An 18,979-nucleotide genomic window follows, 5' to 3' on the forward strand; every position below is an offset into this window, starting at 1 on the left:
TCAGGAACTTGTTCGCACCTTCCCTAGATGAAACAATCTTTAATATCAGCAAAATGAATACACATTATCACGGGATGGTAACGTTATCCTGTATCCCTACCGCCGTTTTCTATTTTTTACCGTTGGCGATCGGCAAATTTAATGAGCTATATCCCAATATTAAGGTGCGAATTATTGAACAAGGTACGAATAATTGTATGGAATCCGTACTTTGCAACGAGGCTGATTTTGGCATAAACATGAACAACATCACAAATTCTTCCATTGAATTCACCCCGCTGATTAACGAACCCTTTGTTCTGGCATGTCGGCGCGATCATCCGCTCGCCCATAAACAGCTGGTCGAATGGCAAGAACTGGTGAATTGCAAATTAATAGGCGTGCGTTCGTCGAGCGGTAACCGATTGCTGATTGAGCAACACCTGGCAGATAAACCGTGGAAGCTGGATTGGTTTTACGAGGTTCGCCATTTATCCACCTCGCTTGGCCTGGTGGAGGCTGGGCTGGGGGTTTCCGCGTTGCCAGGGTTGGCCATGCCGCACACGTCGCATCCAACTCTGATCGGCATCCCGCTGGTTGAGCCCGTGATTAGGCGCACGTTAGGCGTTATTCGGCGTAAAGATGCGGTGCTCTCTCCTCCCGCTGAACGCTTTTTTTCTCTGCTGTTAAATCTGTGGGCCGAAGAGAAGGACAACTTGTGGCGACCGATTTCCGATCTCCAGGGGAAACAGAGTGCCTGATGGCGGCTAATGCCTTATCAGGCCTACGAAGCGTGTGCTTATCGTAGGCCATTTGGCATAAAGTCTTAGTATGCGTTGATCACGACCCACATCGGGCCTTGTCCAACCGCATAGCGACCTTTCTCGGTCAGCAGTCCCTGCTCACCCGCAATGTCATACACCGCAATGTGGTGCGATTTCTGCCCGGCGGCAATCAGGTATTTTCCGCGGCTGTCGATATTAAAACCACGCGGCTGGGTTTCGGTAGGCTGGAAGCCCTCTTTGGTCAGCACGCTGCCGTCTTCTGACACGCTAAACACCGTAATCAGGCTGGCGGTACGGTCACAGGCATACAGATGACGACCATCAGGCGTGATATGAATATCTGCCGCCCAGCGGGTGTCGGAGAAATCAGCTGGCATCATATCCAGCGTTTGTACGCACTCAATTTTGCCGTGCGGATCGTTCAGTTCCCAGACATCAACCGAACTGTTCAGCTCATTGACGCAATAGGCGTACTGATGATTCGGATGAAACGCCATATGACGCGGCCCCGCCCCCTCTACGGTCGTCACCTCCGCCGGATCCTGTGCGATCAGCTTGCCATCATCACTGAGGCCAAATAGACAGATACGATCCTGCTTCAGTGCGGGAACCCACAGCGTGCGGTTATCCGGAGAGATATTGGCCGAGTGGCACCCGTCCATACCTTCTACTACGTCCACCAGCTCAACCGGTAGGCCATCCTCCAGACGCGTCACGCTCACGCTGCCTGCGTTGTACGATCCGACAAACACAAAACGACCTTGATGATCGGTCGAAATATGCGTCGGGCTGCCCGGCAGCGCAGATTCTGCGGCAAAGGTCAGCGCACCGTCATCCGGCGCAATACGGTAGGCCAGCACGCGAAACTCAGGACGCACGCCAACATACAGATAGCGCTTATCCGGGCTGACGACCATCGGCTGCACCTGACCCGGTACATCAACCACCTGCGTCAGCGTCAGTGAACCGTCGTGGTTCAGGCTCCAGACGTGGATCTGCTGACTTTCAGGGCTGGCGGTATAAACGGTTTGCTTCATGAATGCTCCTTTTACTTTTTGGCAAGTGGCTGCAATTGCCTGACACACGCCTAAGGTAGACGCTTTTAACGGTGAATGCTTAATTAAGACTCAGAATTTTGTCCGGTTGCCGACTCGGTGTACCATGCCCAAAGACACAATTCTCAACCTTAATCTGGAATAACTGATGACCACTCGCGTGATTGCCCTGGATTTAGACGGTACGTTGCTGACCCCGAAAAAAACCTTACTGCCCTCTTCTCTCGAAGCGCTCTCGCGCGCCAGAGAAGCCGGCTACCAACTTATCATTGTCACAGGTCGCCATCACGTTGCTATTCATCCTTTTTATCAGGCACTGGCGCTGGATACACCTGCAATTTGCTGTAATGGCACTTACTTGTATGATTATCAGGCAAAAAAGGTTCTGCAATCCGATCCCCTTCCCGTTGATCAGGCGCTGCAACTGATCGATCTGCTGGAGGCACATCAGATCCACGGTCTGATGTATGTAGACGACGCCATGCTGTATGAGCGCCCGACCGGGCATGTGGTACGTACCGCAAACTGGGCGCAAACCCTGCCGCCGGAGCAGCGTCCCACCTTTACCCAGGTCCCCTCACTGGCGCAGGCCGCGCAGGACGTTAACGCCGTCTGGAAATTTGCCCTTACCGACGAAGATATTCCTAAGCTGCAGCAGTTTGGCAAGCACGTTGAGCAACAGCTGGGGCTGGAGTGCGAATGGTCATGGCACGATCAGGTCGACGTGGCCCGCAAAGGCAACAGCAAAGGAAAACGCCTGACCCAGTGGATTGAAGCACAGGGGGGGTCAATGGAGAATGTCATCGCCTTTGGCGACAACTTTAACGATATCAGTATGCTGGAAGCCGCAGGCACCGGCGTGGCGATGGGTAATGCAGATGACGCGGTCAAGGCCCGCGCCAATATCGTGATTGGTGACAACACCACCGACAGCATCGCCAAATTTATTTATTCTCACCTGCTGTAATCAGGCGGTTATCGACACGCTCTTAATTTGCGCGTACAGCCACAGGCCAGGTTTGATGCCCAGTTCATCCCTGGCCCACGGGCTGATCCTCGCCCACAGCGTTTTACCGCCGACCTCAAGCTGCACTTCCACCTGCCCGTTGTCGTCATAGCACTGCGCGACCTTGGCGCGCAACACGTTGCGAATACTGGTCTGCTGCGGCGGTTGTAATACCAGTGATACATCCGAGGCCTGAATACGAATACGCAGCGCGGTTTGCAGCGGCTGCTCCAGTTTATTAACCCACAGATGCTGATCGCCCAGCGCCAGCGCGGTCATTGAATAATGCGGATGATGTTCCAGCACGCTGACTTTGAGGATGCTGCTTTGCTGTTCTTTCGGTAGCCAGGGGTGCATCACGTTGCTGCCCCAGATATCCTCCAGCGAGCCAAACGCTTTTACCTGGCCGTTCTCCAGCACCATCACTTTATCGGCCAGATGCAAAATCTCATCCAGCGAATGGCTGACATACAGCATCGGGATGTTGATTTCGCGCGCCAGGCGTTGCAGGTAGGGTAGCAGTTCACGCTTACGCGGAATATCCAGTGACGCCAGCGGCTCGTCAAGCAGCAGCAACTCAGGCGCGGTCAGCAGCGCCCGACCAATGGCCACGCGCTGTTTTTCTCCGCCGGAAAGGCTACCAGGCAGGCGCTCGAGTAGCGGTTCAATCCCTAACAGCGTCACCAGCTTATCAAACTGCCCGGCCATGCTTTTCGCCATGCCGTAGCGCAGGTTACCGCGCACTTTATAATGCGGGAACAGGCGCGCATCCTGAAAAACGTAGCCGACCCGGCGTTTTTCAGGGGTTAAACAGATGCCATTTTCTACATCGTTCAACACCCGACCGTTGAGCACAATGCGCCCGGACTGCGGCTTCGTCAGTCCGCTAATGGCGTTAATCAGCGAGGTTTTGCCCGCCCCGGACACGCCAAAAATCGCGGTAATGCCAGTGGCGGGTAACGTTTCGTTGAGCGTCAGACAGTGCGAGCCTAACGTCTGGGTGAAATTCAGTTCCAGCATGATTATCGCCCCGTCCGTTCGCGGCTGATGCGCGCCAGCCACTCAGAAATCAGTAGCGAAATTAACGCCAGCACAATAGAAATCAGGCAAAGTCTCGCCGCCGCGCTTTCACCGCCAGGAGTCTGGATCAGGGTGTACATCGCCGAAGGGATAGTGCGGGTTTCGCCAGGAATATTGGAAACGAAGGTGATCGTCGCGCCGAACTCGCCGAGCGAGCGGGCAAATGCCAGCACCGTGCCGACAATAATGCCCGGTAGCATCAGCGGCAAGGTGATGGTCAGGAATACGCGCCAGCGACCGGCCCCCAGCGTACGGGCGGCCTGTTCCAGCTTGACGTCCACGCCTTCAAGCGCCAGACGGATGGCCCTCACCATCAGCGGGAAAGACATCACCGCCGCCGCCAGCACCGCGCCGCGCCAGCTGAAGGCAAACGTAATACCAAACCAGTCGTACAGCCGCTCGCCGATAAATCCGCGTCGCCCCATGGCCACTAACAGCAGATAACCGACCACCACCGGTGGCAGTACCAGTGGCAAGTGCAGCACGCTGTCGAGCAGAGCTTTACCTGGAAACGTGCAGCGCACCAGCAGCCAGGCAAAGAAGATCCCAAACGGCAGGCTGAACAGCACGGCCAGGGAAGAAACTTTCAGACTCAGTATAACGGCCTGCCATTCAGGATCGCTGAGTATCATTACTTGGTCGTAAATCCATAACGTTTAAAGATATCAGCAGCCTGCGGTCCTTTCAGGTAATCATAGAACGCGCTGACCGTGGCGTTAGAATGCCCATCAACAATCGCGATAGGGTATTCGACTTTTTTGTGTGAATCTTCCGGGAACGTGGCGACTACTTTGACGCCTTTGCTGGCGACGGCATCGGAACCGTAAACAATCCCCAGCGGCGCTTCGTTACGTTCGACCAGCGCCAGTGCGCCGCGTACGTCTTCAGCTGGGGCCAGTTTCGGCGCCAGAGTATCCCATGCGCCCAGTTTTTGCAGCGCTTCTTTGGCATAAATGCCCGCCGGAACATGTTCCGGGTCACCGACCGCCAGACGCCCACCGTTCAACAGGTTGGTCCAATTGGTTTTACTGTCGATGGTAAACGCTTTCTGCTCGCTCGCTTTTGGCGCCACGACCACCAGGCTGTTACCGAGCAGCGTTTTACGTGATGCGGTGTCGATAGACTTTTTGTCTACCGCATAATCCATCCATTTCTGGTCGGCAGAAATAAACAGATCGGCGGGTGCACCGGCTTCAATTTGGCGCGCCAGCGTAGAAGACGAGGCAAAAGAGGAGACGACGTCCACGTTCTTCTCTTTTTTATACTGGGCTGCAATGTCCTGCATCGCATTTGTCAGCGACGCCGCGGCGAACACCGTAATTTTGCCTTCATCCGCCAATGCATGCCCGGCAACAGAAAGAGAGAGTGTTGCCCCTGCAAACAAGCGTAACCATGTACGTGCCATCTGTAACTCCTTTGCGTTTCGTTATGTACGCAGCAATATAACGATTAATTCAGGATTTTCCCAGTGGTTATTCGTACCCATCAAAGGTTATATAAAGAAATTATCGGCAGGAAAAGCAGGATCTTGAGAAACTACAGGCACCGAAAACGAGCTGGAAGGCGAAAAAGATAAACGCCCGACTGAGCGGGCGTTTGGGGAATCAATGGTTCTGTTTGGACTGATCTTTCTGACCGATACCGGAGAAAATGTTGAACACTTCACCCAGTCCGTAAATCAGCCCCAGAATGATGGCCATCACCACAGGAACCATGATTACGGCGAATACCAGACTTTTCAATAACTCTAACATGATCAACTCCAGATATAGTCCTTAGCTGTATTTTAACCCCATAACGCAGAATTGCACTCCCCTTTTGTGCGGTCGACTTTGCGCGCGCGCGGTTTTCCGTCACAATATCCCTTTTGCCAGGAGCTTGATATGCAGGCCGAAATCCTTCTTACCCTGAAACTTCAGCAAAAGCTGTTTGCCGATCCCCGCCGCATTTCGCTGCTTAAGCACATTGCGCTTTCCGGCTCTATTAGTCAGGGCGCGAAGGATGCGGGTATCAGTTACAAAAGCGCCTGGGATGCCATCAATGAGATGAACCAGCTCAGTGAGCAAACGCTGGTAGAGCGCGCCACCGGCGGCAAAGGCGGCGGCGGCGCGGTATTAACCCGCTATGGCCAGCGCCTAATCCAACTTTACGATTTGCTGGCACAAATTCAGCAGAAAGCGTTTGATGTCCTGAGCGACGACGACGCCCTGCCGCTGAACAGTTTGCTGGCAGCCATCTCCCGTTTTTCACTGCAAACCAGCGCCCGTAACCAGTGGTTTGGCACCATTACCGCACGCGACCACTCTCAGGTTCAGCAGCATGTTGATGTCCTGCTGGCCGATGGCGAAACGCGGCTGAAAGTCGCGTTGACGGCGCAAAGTGGCGAACGTTTAGGGCTGGATGAGGGTAAAGAAGTGCTGGTCCTGCTGAAGGCGCCATGGGTGGGGATCACCCAGGACGACGCTATCGCCCAGGCGGCTGATAACCAACTACAGGGGACCATCAGCCATATTGAGCGCGGCGCCGAACAGTGCGAAGTGTTAATGGCGCTGCCCGATGGCCAGACGCTGTGCGCCACGGTTCCGTCGGAAGACGCCGCGACGCTGCAAGAAGGCGCTAACGTCACCGCGTATTTCAACGCCGACAGAGTGATTATTGCCACGTTGTGTTGAGTCGATTGACATCGGCTCGCAGAACACGTATCCCTGTTGTTCATCGCTGCAAAACATGGGATATAAAATGTCATCGTTGCAAATTTCGCAAGGCACGTTTCGTCTGAGCGACACAAAAACGCTCCAGTTGAATACGTTGACGTTGAACGCGGGGGATAGCTGGGCGTTTATCGGTTCTAACGGCAGTGGGAAATCCGCGTTAGCGCGTGCGCTGGCGGGGGAATTGCCGCCGTTAAAAGGCGAGCGCCGCTGTCAGTTCACGCGTATCACCCGACTCTCCTTTGAGCAGTTGCAACAACTGGTCAGCGACGAATGGCAGCGTAATAACACCGATCTCCTCAGCCCCGGCGAAGACGACACCGGACGCACGACGGCAGAAATCATTCTCGATGAAATCAAAAATCCAGCGCGCTGCAAAGCGCTGGCGCAGCAGTTTGGCATTGCGCATCTGCTCGACAGGCGTTTCAAATACCTCTCTACCGGCGAAACACGTAAAACCCTGCTTTGTCAGGCGCTGATGTCGGAACCGGAATTGCTGATCCTGGATGAACCGTTTGACGGGCTGGACGTTGCGTCACGTCATCAGTTAGCGGATTTGCTCGCCACGTTGCATCAGGCAGGTATTACGCTGGTGCTGGTCCTCAACCGCTTTGATGAGATTCCAGAATTCGTGCAGTTTGCTGGCGTCCTCGCGGATTGCACCCTGACTGAAACCGGCGAGAAAGCCGGTTTACTGCAACAGGCATTGATAGCCCAGCTTGCGCATAGTGAACAACTGGCCGGGATTACATTACCCGAACCCGATGAACCCTCTGTTCGCCGTACGTTGGCCGATCACGAGCCGCGTATTGTGCTCAACGATGGCGTGGTCTCGTATAACGATCGCCCTATTCTGCATCACTTGAGCTGGCAGGTGAATCCAGGCGAACACTGGCAAATTGTCGGCCCAAATGGCGCGGGGAAATCCACCCTGCTCAGTTTAATCACCGGCGATCACCCACAGGGTTACAGCAACGCACTGACGCTGTTTGGTCGTCGTCGCGGCAGCGGTGAAACCATCTGGGATATTAAAAAACACATTGGCTATGTCAGCAGCAGCCTGCACCTCGAGTACCGCGTCAGTACCACGGTACGCAACGTGATCCTCTCCGGTTATTTTGATTCGATCGGTATCTACCAGGCGGTTTCTGACCGGCAGCGTAAGCTGGTACAGCAGTGGTTAGACATTCTGGGCATCGATAAGCGTACTGCCGACGCGCCGTTTCACAGCCTTTCCTGGGGTCAGCAGCGACTGGCGCTGATTGTTCGCGCGCTGGTTAAGCACCCTACTCTGTTAATCCTCGATGAACCCTTGCAGGGGCTGGATCCGCTGAATCGCCAGTTGATCCGCCGTTTTGTTGATGTGCTGATCGGCGAAGGTGATACCCAGTTGCTGTTCGTTTCTCACCACGCCGAGGATGCGCCAGCCTGTATTACGCATCGACTGGAGTTTGTGCCTGACGGCGAGATCTATGGCTATCGACAAACGTCCCTGGAATAATAAACATGTTATTTCAGGCAAGCTGTTCCGTTCACCTCATGTATATAGCTTCTCCGATGCCACACTACCCGTGAACGGGTAAAGGGCGTTCTCCGCCACGCCCTTTACAATCCCGACTCCCGGCGGGAAAATTGCCACTTAGTGGTCCCCTCCGCTAATTCCTCCAGGCTACCGGGCCGGGCGCGAGGAAGCGTCCATGCAAGACGCGCCCTGAACCCGCATCCCTGCGGGTTCTCCCGGCCTTACGGAAACTCGTCGGCAATTTTCAGCCGGACCAGCCCACACCTAACCACCGGTGTTGTTATTTGAACTTACCTGAACAGAGAAATTAATTTGACTGAAAGTCAGAGCGCTGAAGCGACATCCTGCTCCGGGCTAATACATTTTCCATACATGTCTAACTGACGTGCTGTACGCATTGGACGCCCATTTTTTTACCTGCTTTTTCGGATAAATGGCGCAGTCGTGAACAAAACCTATGATTTACAATTAAAAAAAAGACGCTAAACGGTGAAAACACTGAAGTGTAAACGATTCCACTAATTTATTCCATGTCACACTTTTCGCATCTTTGTTATGCTAGGATCATTCCATACCATAGGCTTAACGGAGCGAATTATGAGAGTATTGGTTACAGGTGGTAGCGGTTACATCGGAAGCCACACGTGCGTGCAGTTACTGAAAAACGGTCACGACGTAGTGATCCTTGATAACCTCTGCAACAGTAAGCGCAGCGTACTGCCCGTTATCGAGCGTTTAGGCACGAAGCATCCGACCTTCATTGAAGGGGATATCCGCAACGAAGCGCTGATCACCGAAATTCTCCACGATCACGCCATTGATACGGTCATTCACTTTGCCGGTCTGAAGGCCGTAGGTGAGTCTGTTGCCAAACCGCTGGAATACTACGACAACAACGTCAACGGTACCCTGCGTCTGGTAAACGCGATGCGCGCCGCCAACGTCAAGAACTTCATCTTCAGCTCCTCAGCCACAGTCTATGGCGATCAGCCGCAAATTCCTTACGTTGAAAGCTTCCCAACCGGAACCCCGCAAAGCCCGTACGGCAAAAGCAAACTGATGGTCGAGCAGATCCTGACCGATCTGCAAAAAGCCCAGCCAGAGTGGAGCATCGCGCTGCTGCGCTACTTCAACCCGGTTGGCGCACATCCGTCAGGCGACATGGGCGAAGATCCGCAGGGCATTCCCAACAACCTGATGCCTTACATTGCTCAAGTTGCCGTTGGCCGCCGCGAGTCGCTTGCCGTATTTGGCAACGACTACCCTACCGAAGATGGTACCGGCGTTCGCGATTACATCCACGTGATGGATCTCGCCGACGGGCACGTTGTCGCTATGGAAAAACTGGCGGGTAAACAAGGTGTGCATATTTATAACCTCGGCGCGGGCGTCGGCAGCAGCGTACTGGACGTGGTCAACGCCTTCAGCAAAGCCTGTGGTAAACCGATTAACTACCATTTTGCACCGCGTCGTGACGGCGATCTTCCCGCCTACTGGGCAGATGCCAGCAAAGCCGATCGCGAATTAAACTGGCGCGTAACCCGCACGCTGGACGAAATGGCACAAGACACCTGGCACTGGCAGTCACGCCATCCGCAAGGATATTCGGATTAAGGACACGTCATGACGCAATTCAATCCTGTCGATCATCCACACCGCCGCTTTAACCCGCTTACCGGGCAGTGGATCCTCGTCTCACCACATCGCGCCAAACGCCCCTGGCAAGGGGCGCAGGAGACACCGTCTAAGCAGGTTCTCCCTGCACATGACCCGGACTGCTTCCTGTGTGCAGGTAACACGCGCGTAACCGGTGATAAAAACCCGGATTACACCGGCACCTACGTCTTTACCAATGATTTTGCCGCGCTGATGTCCGACACCCCGGACGCACCGGACAGTCACGATCCGTTGATGCGCTGTCAGAGCGCACGTGGAACCAGCCGTGTCATTTGCTTCTCACCCGATCACAGCAAAACGCTGCCGGAACTCAGCGTGCCTGCGCTGACGGAGATTGTGAAAACGTGGCAGATGCAAACGGCCGATCTGGGGAAAACCTATCCCTGGGTACAAGTGTTTGAAAATAAAGGCGCAGCGATGGGGTGTTCGAACCCACATCCGCACGGTCAGATTTGGGCCAATAGCTTCCTGCCCAATGAAGCAGAGCGTGAAGACCGCCTGCAAAAAGACTATTTCGCTGAGCAAGGCAAACCGATGCTGGTCGATTACGTCCAGCGTGAACAGGCAGACGGCAGCCGCACGGTGGTGGAAACCGAGCACTGGCTGGCGGTCGTGCCTTACTGGGCGGCATGGCCATTTGAAACGCTGCTACTGCCTAAAGCACATGTGCTGCGTATTACCGATTTGACCGACGCGCAGCGTGCCGACCTGGCGCTGGCGCTGAAGAAACTGACCAGCCGTTACGACAATCTGTTCCAGTGTTCTTTCCCTTATTCCATGGGCTGGCACGGCGCACCGTTTAATGGCGAAGAGAATCAACACTGGCAGCTGCACGCGCATTTTTATCCGCCCCTGCTGCGTTCCGCGACCGTGCGTAAATTTATGGTCGGTTATGAAATGCTGGCGGAAACCCAGCGCGACCTGACGGCAGAACAAGCCGCCGAGCGTTTGCGTGCGGTCAGTGACATCCATTTTCGCGAATCCGGAGTTTAAAAAATGAGTCTGAAAGAAAAAACACAATCTCTGTTTGCTGAAACATTTGGCTACCCTGCCACCCATACGATTCAGGCGCCCGGTCGCGTCAACCTGATTGGCGAACATACCGACTATAACGACGGCTTCGTTCTGCCTTGCGCCATCGACTACCAAACCGTGATCAGCTGTGCGACGCGTGACGATCGCATCGTGCGCGTGATTGCCGCTGACTACGAGAATCAGGTTGATGAGTTTTCTCTCGACGCGCCGATTATCGCCCATGACAGCCAGCAGTGGTCGAACTATGTCCGCGGCGTGGTAAAACACCTGCAAAAGCGTAATAACGCCTTTGGCGGTGCCGATCTGGTGATCAGCGGCAATGTACCGCAGGGCGCTGGCTTAAGCTCCTCAGCGTCGCTGGAAGTAGCGGTCGGCACCGTGTTCCAGCAGCTTTATCACCTGCCGCTCGACGGCGCGCAGATTGCCCTGAACGGTCAGGAAGCCGAAAACCAGTTCGTCGGCTGCAACTGCGGCATCATGGATCAGCTGATTTCCGCGCTGGGCAAGAAAGATCATGCGCTGCTGATCGACTGCCGTACGCTGGGTACCAAAGCGGTCTCCATGCCTGAGGGCGTCGCCGTGGTGATCATTAACAGTAACTTTAAGCGTACGCTGGTCGGCAGTGAGTACAACACCCGTCGCGAGCAGTGCGAAACCGGCGCGCGCTTCTTCCAGCAGCCCGCGCTGCGTGATGTCAGCCTTGAGGCATTCAACGCCGTCGCCCATGAGTTGGACCCGATCGTCGCCAAACGCGTCCGCCACGTGATCACCGAAAATGCCCGTACCGTGGAAGCCGCTGATGCCCTGGCAAAAGGTGACCTGCTGCGCATGGGCCAGTTGATGGCGGAATCTCACGCCTCCATGCGCGATGACTTTGAAATTACCGTGCCGCAAATTGATACCCTGGTGGAGATCGTCAAAGCGACCATCGGCTCCCAGGGCGGCGTGCGCATGACCGGCGGCGGCTTCGGCGGCTGCATTGTGGCGCTGATCCCTGAAGCGTTGGTTCCTGCGGTACAGCAGGCTGTCGCTGCGCAGTACGAAGCGAAAACCGGTATCAAAGAAACCTTCTATGTGTGTAAACCTTCACAAGGAGCCGGACAGTGCTAAACGAAATTCCCGTCATGGCCCCCGATGGCCAGCCGTTTCGTCTGCTGACCCTGCGTAATGACGCAGGGATGGTGGTCAACCTGATGGACTGGGGCGCAACGCTGTTGTCGGCCCGCATTCCTCTGAGCGATGGTAGCGTGCGTGAAGCATTGCTCGGCTGCTCCAGCCCGGAGCAATATCCTGATCAGGCTGCGTTTCTGGGGGCATCGATTGGCCGCTACGCGAACCGTATCGCCAACAGCCGTTATACCTTCGCTGGTGAAACCATTGAATTACTGCCAAGCCAGGGTGAAAATCAGCTGCACGGCGGGCCGGACGGTTTCGATAAACGTCGCTGGCAGATAGTGAATCAGAATGACCGTCAGGTGCTGTTCGCACTGACCTCTGACGATGGCGACCAGGGTTTCCCAGGCCACCTTTGCGCGACAGCGCAGTATCGCCTGACCGACGACAATCGCATTTCAATCACCTATCGCGCGACGGTCGATAAGCCCTGCCCGGTGAATCTGACCAACCACGTTTATTTCAACCTCGACGGTGATAAAACCGATGTCCGTCAGCATAAGCTACAGATCCTCGCCGACACGTATCTGCCGGTTGATGCGATGGGTATCCCACACGAGGGGCTAAAGCCAGTGGCGGGCACTTCTTTTGACTTCCGTACGCCAAAAGTTATCGCCAGCGAATTTCTGGCCGATGACGATCAGCGCCACGTAAAAGGTTACGATCACGCCTTCCTGCTACAGGCACAAGGTGATGCCCGTAAGCCGGTCGCACTGCTGTGGTCGCAGGATGAAAAATTGCAGATGGAGGTCTACACCTCGGCCCCGGCTTTGCAGTTCTACTCCGGGAATTTCCTCGGCGGCACGCCGTCCCGTGGTCCAGAGGCGTACGCCGACTGGCAAGGTCTGGCGCTGGAAAGCGAGTTTCTGCCGGACAGCCCGAACCATCCGGAATGGCCGCAGCCGGACTGCTTCCTGCGCCCGGGCGAAGAGTACGCCAGCGTGACGGAATACCGGTTTATTCCGGCCTGACGACTAACCATGACGAGTCCAGTATCGGGCTCGTCGTTTATTGCCCCCCCCAACCTGCTCAAAGCCTCACCACCAAAAGCCAAAATCGCAACCTTGAGTTCACAAGAACCTTACACTGTGCAGCTATTTTCGCTATGGTTATGCGTAAGCATTGCCGCTGACGCATTACGGCAATATAATGAGAACTATTATCATTCAATATAGTTTATAGGAGTGAGTGTATGGCTGTAACTAAGCTGGTTCTGGTACGTCACGGTGAAAGTCAGTGGAACAACGAAAACCGCTTTACCGGTTGGTACGATGTTGATCTGTCCGAGAAAGGCGTAGGCGAAGCAAAAGCGGCGGGCAAACTGCTGCGAGAGGAAGGCTACAGCTTCGATTTTGCTTACACTTCTGTGCTAAAACGTGCCATCCACACCCTGTGGAACGTACTGGATGAACTGGATCAAGCGTGGCTACCGGTTGAAAAATCCTGGAAGCTGAACGAACGTCATTACGGCGCTCTGCAGGGTCTGAATAAAGCCGAAACCGCTGAAAAATACGGTGACGAGCAGGTTAAACAATGGCGTCGTGGCTTCGCGGTAACACCGCCGGAGCTGACCAAAGATGACGAGCGCTATCCGGGGCACGATCCGCGTTATGCTCAACTCACTGACAAAGAGCTGCCGGTTACCGAAAGCCTGGCGCTGACCATCGAGCGTGTTATCCCTTACTGGAACGAAACCATTCTGCCGCGCATGAAAAGCGGTGAGCGCGTGATTATCGCCGCTCACGGTAACTCCCTGCGTGCGCTGGTGAAATACCTGGATAACATGGGCGAAGATGAAATTCTGGAACTGAACATTCCGACCGGCGTACCGCTGGTGTATGAGTTCGACGAAAACTTCAAGCCGATCAAACGTTACTATCTGGGTAATGCTGACGAGATCGCGGCAAAAGCGGCCGCCGTTGCCAACCAGGGTAAAGCAAAGTAATTTCTTCGCTGAATATAAAAAAGCGCGGATTATCCGCGCTTTTTTTATTTCGCCGCTACCAGGCAGTCTGCGCAGAAAAGCCTGATGGCGCTATGCTTATCAGGCCTACGAGACTCGGTTAGCCGCGACGCGTTTTGACCGCGTTTGCCAACTGGCGTAACACCGCATCAGTATCTTCCCAGCCGATGCAGGCATCAGTAATGCTCTTACCGTAGGTCAGCGGCTCGCCGCTATCCGGATTCTGATTACCTTCCACCAGATGACTTTCAATCATCACGCCAATAATCGCTTTCTCACCGCCAGCAACCTGTCCGCAAACGTCTTTCGCGACATCCATCTGCTTTTTAAACTGCTTGCTGGAGTTTGCATGGCTAAAGTCAATCATCACCTGCGGGGACAGACCTGCTTTAACCAGCCCTTCCTTCACGTCTGCAACGTGCTGAGCACTGTAGTTCGGCTCTTTACCACCGCGCAGAATGATATGGCAGTCGCCATTACCACTGGTATTCACAATGGCTGAATGACCCCATTTGGTCACCGACAGGAAACAGTGCGGCGCGCCAGCGGCGTTGATGGCATCAATGGCCACTTTGATCGTACCGTCGGTCCCGTTTTTAAAGCCAACCGGGCAGGAAAGACCGGACGCCAGCTCACGGTGAACCTGGGACTCAGTCGTGCGTGCGCCAATAGCCCCCCAGCTCATCAGATCGGCCAGGTACTGTGGGGTGATCATATCAAGGAATTCACCCGCTGCTGGCAAGCCGCTGTCGTTAATATCCAGCAGCAACTTACGCGCAATGCGCAGGCCATCGTTGATCTGGAAGCTGTTATCCATATGCGGATCGTTGATCAGCCCCTTCCAGCCTACGGTGGTACGCGGCTTTTCAAAATAGACGCGCATGACGATTTCAAGCTCGTCTTTAAGCTCATCACGCAGCGCCAGCAGGCGAGCGGCATAGTCTTTGGCGGCTGCCGGATCATGAATCGAGCACGGCCCGATCACAACCAGTAAGCGATCGTCGCTGCCTTTCAGAATTTTATGAATCGCTTTGCGGGCGTGAGCAACCGTATTTGCGGCATTTTCAGTAGCAGGGAATTTTTCCAGCAGTGCGACCGGGGGGAGTAACTCGTTGATCTCTTTAATGCGTAAATCGTCGTTCTGATAATTCATGATTATTCCAGCGTTGCCATACTTATATAAATGAATGCAATCCCTCCAATCTATATCTTCAGTTCTAAAGTGTAAACGGGGTTTTACACTTTGGACGGATTAATCCTGGAATAAGCCAAAAAAACGCAATAAAGTAGCGATAAACGAGATCCAAACTACAATTTATAACTGCAACAGCTTATTTTTTTATTAATTTCAATATTCTATGCTGGTTTTAATTTTCATACTGAAATAGTTAACTACCTTCTGAGGATTTAACTGGCACATGCACTGTTGGAAGAGGTTATCCGACATATCGACCATAACAGGAGCATATTATGCAAATGACAAAGCTGGCCTCACTCTTTCTTACTGCCACTCTTAGCCTCGCCAGCGGCGCGGCGTTGGCTGCAGACGCAAACACGCAGTCAAATAACGGTCAGGCGAATTCTTCGGCGGATGCCGGGCAAACCGCACCGGACGCACGCGAGAACGTGGCACCGAATAATGTCGACAACAACAACGTTAATTCGGGCGGCACCATGCTGCATCCGAACGGTTCATCAATGAATCATGAAGGGATGACCAAAGACGAGATGCACAAAAACTCAATGTGCAAAGACGGTCGTTGTCCGGATATCAACAAGAAGGTAGAGACCGGAAACGGTATCAACAATGACGTAGACACCAAAACCGACGGCACCACCCAGTAAAGCTAAAAATATGGCTAATAACGGGAGAGCAAAAGCTCTCCTTTTTAATTTTGTCAGCCCAAACCCGGTATGATGTCATACAGTAATGATGAGAATAACAAAGGGATGACATTATGGCGCACTCACATACCCCCACTTCCCCTGACCTGCCCAAAGATAATAACGCCCGTCGACTGCTGTTCGCCTTCTGCATTACGGCGGGATTTATGTTCGTGGAGGTGGTCGGCGGGATCCTGTCAGGCTCGCTGGCGCTGCTGGCGGACGCCGGCCATATGCTGACAGATGCAGCCGCTCTGCTTTTTGCACTGCTGGCTGTCAGGTTTGCTCGCCGACCGCCGACCATCCGACACACGTTCGGCTGGCTGAGGCTCACGACGCTGGCCGCGTTTGTGAACGCTATCGCGCTAGTGGTGATCACCATTTTAATCGTCTGGGAGGCGATAGAGCGCTTCTATACCCCACGACCGGTAGCTGGCGGCATGATGATGGTGATTGCCGTGGCAGGTTTACTGGCTAACGTTCTTGCCTTTTGGGTGCTGCATCGCGGGAGCGAGGAGAAGAACCTCAATGTTCGCGCCGCGGCCTTGCACGTAATGGGCGATTTACTGGGGTCGGTTGGCGCGATCATCGCGGCGTTGATCATCATCTGGACTGGCTGGACGCCAGCGGATCCGATCCTGTCGATTCTGGTTTCCGTGCTAGTACTGCGTAGCGCCTGGCGGTTATTGAAAGATAGCGTGAACGAATTACTCGAAGGCGCACCGCTGTCACTGGATATTCCCGCGCTACAGCGCCACCTCAGCCGGGATATTCCTGAAGTTCGCAACGTGCACCATGTGCACGTCTGGATGGTGGGTGAGAAACCGGTGATGACGCTACATGTGCAGGTGGTTCCCCCGCACGATCACGACGCATTGCTGGAACGCATTCAACATTTCCTGACGCATCATTATCAGATTGAACACGCAACGATCCAGATGGAATATCAGCCATGCAACGGACCGGACTGCCACCTGTATCAGGGACTGTCCGGCCATTCACATCACCATCACTAATGGGAGAGCGCGCGTGAGCCACGTTCGCGCGCGCTGTTCATCCACATCCTGCTGCCGTTAAGCGCAATAACGGTGAGGATCATGTATTCCAGCGACATCGCATACACGCCTTGTAGGGCGAAGATCACCACGCTGATGACGTTAATGATCACCCACAGCAGCCAGTTTTCGACGTATTTCCGCGTCATCAGGATCATCGCCGCAATCGACAGCACCATCATGCAGGAATCCCAGAACGGGAATGCATCGGGTTGCAACTCAGGTGCGGCAACCTGTAATCCCAGCCCTTGCATAATGTTCACGGCCATACGGGTCAGAAACGCGAAGACCGGATCGATAAATACCGTCATCAGACCAATCGCCACCACGCAAGCCGCCAGCCAACCTAGCGCTTTCGGCAGCGGCAGCCAGCGAATTTTCAGCTCAGCCTCATGTTGGCTGGTTTGCCGGGACCAGGCATACCAGCCGTAGATATTGGCGGCAAAAAAGAACACCTGTAATAACAGGCTGGCGTAGAGTTGGATCTGAAAGAAGATGATCGCAAACAGCGTGACGTTTATCAGACCAAAGACGTAGTTGCTGATTTTCTCAAGGCTTGCCAAACCAATGCACAGTAAACCGGCAACGGTCCCCACTGCTTCAATCCATGACAGGTCGTATCCCCCCGCGCCAATCGGGATATGAACCAAAATATTCTGCGTGCTAAAAAAATCCATCTTTTCCCCCAGAGCAATAATTTATTTAAGCTCGTAGTGTAGCCGCAAATTCCAGCATGCGGTTTAACGGCAATAGTGCCCCTTCTCGCAGCGCGTCATCAACCTGTATCTCATGGGCTGCCCCACCTTGCTCAAGGCCCTCTGCAATCGCTTTGAGGCCGTTCATCGCCATCCACGGGCAATGCGCACAGCTGCGACAGGTTGCCCCTTCGCCGGCAGTCGGGGCTTCAAGCAACTCTTTGTCCGGCACAGCCTGCTGCATTTTGTAAAAAATACCCCGGTCAGTCGCCACGATAAGCTGCTTATGCGGTAACGTTTTTGCCGCGTTGATGAGCTGACTCGTCGACCCCACGGCATCGGCCATATCGACTATTGCTTGAGGCGATTCAGGGTGTACCAGCACGGCTGCGTCGGGATATAACCCTTTCATGCGCGTTAATGCCTGTGTTTTGAATTCGTCATGGACGATACAGGCCCCTTGCCAACAAAGAACATCGGCTCCGGTCTGTTTTTGCACGTAGTTGCCCAGATGCTTGTCCGGAGCCCAGATGATTTTTTCACCTAAACTATCCAGGTGCTCAATAAGTTCAACCGCAATGCTGGATGTCACCACCCAGTCCGCACGCGCTTTCACTGCCGCCGACGTGTTGGCATACACCACGACGGTGCGGTCCGGATGCGCATCGCAAAATGCACTGAATGCGTCGATTGGACAGCCCAGGTCTAAGGAACATTCCGCCTGCAGCGTTGGCATCAAAATGGTCTTTTCCGGGCTGAGGATTTTAGCCGTTTCGCCCATAAATCGGACCCCAGCCACCAGCAGCGTAGAGGCCGAATGCTTTGAGCCAAACCGCGCCATCTCCAGCGAGTCAGAAATGCATCCACCGGTTTCCTCAGCCAGCTGTTGGATCTCTGGGTCGGTATAATAGTGCGCCACCATCACAGCATCGCGCTCTTTTAGCAGGCGTTTGATTTTCTCGCGATAAAATTGTTTTTCATCTTCGCTCAGCGGCAGCGGCTTAGGCGGAAACGGATAAATTGCGGCTTCAGGGTCAAACATCACGCTCATCATGCTTTCTCGTTTTACTGGCTTAACGAAATAACCGAGTAAAAGCGTGACGTACGCCATAATCGGTTAGATTTGTTTTATATGCTAAACAAGATAGCGGATTGGCGTAAAAAAGTCACAATAATTGCGTTGGACAATGCCGGATGGCGACTGGCGTCTTATCCGGCCTACAGGTACGGTGTCGATTTGTAGCTTCGTAGATCTGATAAGCGCGGCACCATCAGGAAAGTAGGTTCGAATCTTATAAATCGCAGATAGCAAAAAGGCGCCTTTAGGGCGCCTTTTTACACTGGTGGGGCGTGCAGGAT

The 18,979-nt window shown here is 54.0% G+C and carries 19 protein-coding genes; 11 read left to right on the forward strand and 8 right to left on the reverse strand.

All coding sequences use genetic code 11. The annotated features are described in order from the left end of the window. Nucleotides 1-740: LysR substrate-binding domain-containing protein (locus FDW88_RS07095; protein ID WP_137362288.1), on the forward strand; the 740-nt coding region annotated here is incomplete at its 5' end. Nucleotides 741-805: 65 nt separating this feature from the next. Here FDW88_RS07095 and pgl read toward each other — a convergent pair. Further along, nucleotides 806-1,801 carry a 6-phosphogluconolactonase gene (gene pgl / locus FDW88_RS07100; RefSeq protein ID WP_115259018.1) on the reverse strand — a complete coding sequence of 332 codons (996 nt, stop codon included), beginning with the start codon at nucleotides 1,799-1,801 and terminating at the stop codon, nucleotides 806-808. 166 nt (nucleotides 1,802-1,967) lie between these two features. Between pgl and FDW88_RS07105 the strand changes: the two genes are divergently transcribed. Beyond that, nucleotides 1,968-2,786 (forward strand): pyridoxal phosphatase, encoded by an 819-nt coding sequence (locus FDW88_RS07105; RefSeq protein ID WP_115259019.1) that lies wholly within the window; start codon nucleotides 1,968-1,970, stop codon nucleotides 2,784-2,786. Here FDW88_RS07105 and modC read toward each other — a convergent pair whose 3' ends face one another. The 4 genes from modC to FDW88_RS07125 form a co-directional block, all read right to left on the reverse strand. Next, nucleotides 2,787-3,845: a molybdenum ABC transporter ATP-binding protein ModC gene (modC, locus tag FDW88_RS07110; protein ID WP_137362289.1), complete on the reverse strand. Its 1,059-nt coding sequence runs from the start codon at nucleotides 3,843-3,845 to the stop codon at nucleotides 2,787-2,789. 2 nt (nucleotides 3,846-3,847) lie between these two features. Beyond that, nucleotides 3,848-4,537 carry a molybdate ABC transporter permease subunit gene (modB, locus tag FDW88_RS07115; RefSeq protein WP_115259021.1) on the reverse strand — a complete coding sequence of 230 codons (690 nt, stop codon included), beginning with the start codon at nucleotides 4,535-4,537 and terminating at the stop codon, nucleotides 3,848-3,850. Then, on the reverse strand, nucleotides 4,537-5,310 hold the full coding sequence (gene modA / locus FDW88_RS07120; RefSeq protein WP_117341654.1) for a molybdate ABC transporter substrate-binding protein: 774 nt from the start codon (nucleotides 5,308-5,310) through the stop codon (nucleotides 4,537-4,539). Before modA ends, modB begins: the two co-directional genes overlap by 1 nt. Before the next feature lie 199 nt (nucleotides 5,311-5,509). After that, entirely contained in the window at nucleotides 5,510-5,659 is a 150-nt protein-coding gene (locus FDW88_RS07125; RefSeq protein WP_085047482.1) for an AcrZ family multidrug efflux pump-associated protein, read from the reverse strand. 129 nt (nucleotides 5,660-5,788) lie between these two features. Between FDW88_RS07125 and modE the strand changes: the two genes are divergently transcribed. From modE to gpmA, 7 genes are all read left to right on the forward strand, one after another. After that, on the forward strand, nucleotides 5,789-6,577 hold the full coding sequence (gene modE, locus FDW88_RS07130) for a molybdenum-dependent transcriptional regulator (RefSeq protein ID WP_096757798.1): 789 nt from the start codon (nucleotides 5,789-5,791) through the stop codon (nucleotides 6,575-6,577). A 67-nt stretch (nucleotides 6,578-6,644) separates the two neighbouring features. Beyond that, nucleotides 6,645-8,117 (forward strand): molybdate ABC transporter ATP-binding protein ModF, encoded by a 1,473-nt coding sequence (gene modF / locus FDW88_RS07135; RefSeq protein WP_137362290.1) that lies wholly within the window; start codon nucleotides 6,645-6,647, stop codon nucleotides 8,115-8,117. A 618-nt stretch (nucleotides 8,118-8,735) separates the two neighbouring features. After that, nucleotides 8,736-9,752 (forward strand): UDP-glucose 4-epimerase GalE, encoded by a 1,017-nt coding sequence (gene galE / locus FDW88_RS07145; protein WP_096757802.1) that lies wholly within the window; start codon nucleotides 8,736-8,738, stop codon nucleotides 9,750-9,752. Nucleotides 9,753-9,761: 9 nt separating this feature from the next. After that, a complete protein-coding gene (galT, locus tag FDW88_RS07150) occupies nucleotides 9,762-10,808 on the forward strand; it encodes a galactose-1-phosphate uridylyltransferase (RefSeq protein ID WP_137362291.1) in 1,047 nt (348 codons plus the stop codon). A 3-nt stretch (nucleotides 10,809-10,811) separates the two neighbouring features. Continuing rightward, nucleotides 10,812-11,960, forward strand: a complete 1,149-nt coding sequence (galK, locus tag FDW88_RS07155) for a galactokinase (protein WP_137362292.1) — start codon at nucleotides 10,812-10,814, stop codon at nucleotides 11,958-11,960. After that, a complete protein-coding gene (gene galM / locus FDW88_RS07160) occupies nucleotides 11,954-12,994 on the forward strand; it encodes a galactose-1-epimerase (protein WP_137362293.1) in 1,041 nt (346 codons plus the stop codon). The genes galK and galM overlap by 7 nt, the downstream gene beginning before the upstream one ends. Before the next feature lie 221 nt (nucleotides 12,995-13,215). Then, the gene (gene gpmA / locus FDW88_RS07165; RefSeq protein WP_096757810.1) at nucleotides 13,216-13,968 is read left to right on the forward strand and encodes a 2,3-diphosphoglycerate-dependent phosphoglycerate mutase; all 753 of its coding nucleotides are present in this window, start codon (nucleotides 13,216-13,218) and stop codon (nucleotides 13,966-13,968) included. A gap of 118 nt (nucleotides 13,969-14,086) precedes the next feature. Here gpmA and aroG read toward each other — a convergent pair whose 3' ends face one another. Next, nucleotides 14,087-15,139, reverse strand: a complete 1,053-nt coding sequence (gene aroG / locus FDW88_RS07170) for a 3-deoxy-7-phosphoheptulonate synthase AroG (RefSeq protein WP_115259029.1) — start codon at nucleotides 15,137-15,139, stop codon at nucleotides 14,087-14,089. Between the two features lie 317 nt (nucleotides 15,140-15,456). On the opposite strand from aroG, the gene FDW88_RS07175 reads away from it, so the two are divergent. Beyond that, on the forward strand, nucleotides 15,457-15,831 hold the full coding sequence (locus tag FDW88_RS07175; protein WP_117341648.1) for a YbgS-like family protein: 375 nt from the start codon (nucleotides 15,457-15,459) through the stop codon (nucleotides 15,829-15,831). Between the two features lie 113 nt (nucleotides 15,832-15,944). Beyond that, entirely contained in the window at nucleotides 15,945-16,886 is a 942-nt protein-coding gene (gene zitB, locus FDW88_RS07180; RefSeq protein ID WP_115259031.1) for a CDF family zinc transporter ZitB, read from the forward strand. On the opposite strand, the gene pnuC is transcribed toward zitB, so the two are convergent. Beyond that, nucleotides 16,883-17,602, reverse strand: coding sequence for a nicotinamide riboside transporter PnuC (gene pnuC, locus FDW88_RS07185; protein WP_117341646.1), 720 nt, complete (start codon nucleotides 17,600-17,602; stop codon nucleotides 16,883-16,885). The two genes, zitB and pnuC, sit on opposite strands and share 4 nt — an antisense overlap. Nucleotides 17,603-17,627: 25 nt before the next feature. After that, nucleotides 17,628-18,671: a quinolinate synthase NadA gene (nadA, locus tag FDW88_RS07190; protein ID WP_137362294.1), complete on the reverse strand. Its 1,044-nt coding sequence runs from the start codon at nucleotides 18,669-18,671 to the stop codon at nucleotides 17,628-17,630. Between the last annotated feature and the right edge of the window lie 308 nt (nucleotides 18,672-18,979).

This window comes from Citrobacter sp. wls829 (assembly GCF_005280825.1).
Taxonomy (GTDB): Bacteria; Pseudomonadota; Gammaproteobacteria; order Enterobacterales; family Enterobacteriaceae; genus Citrobacter; species Citrobacter gillenii.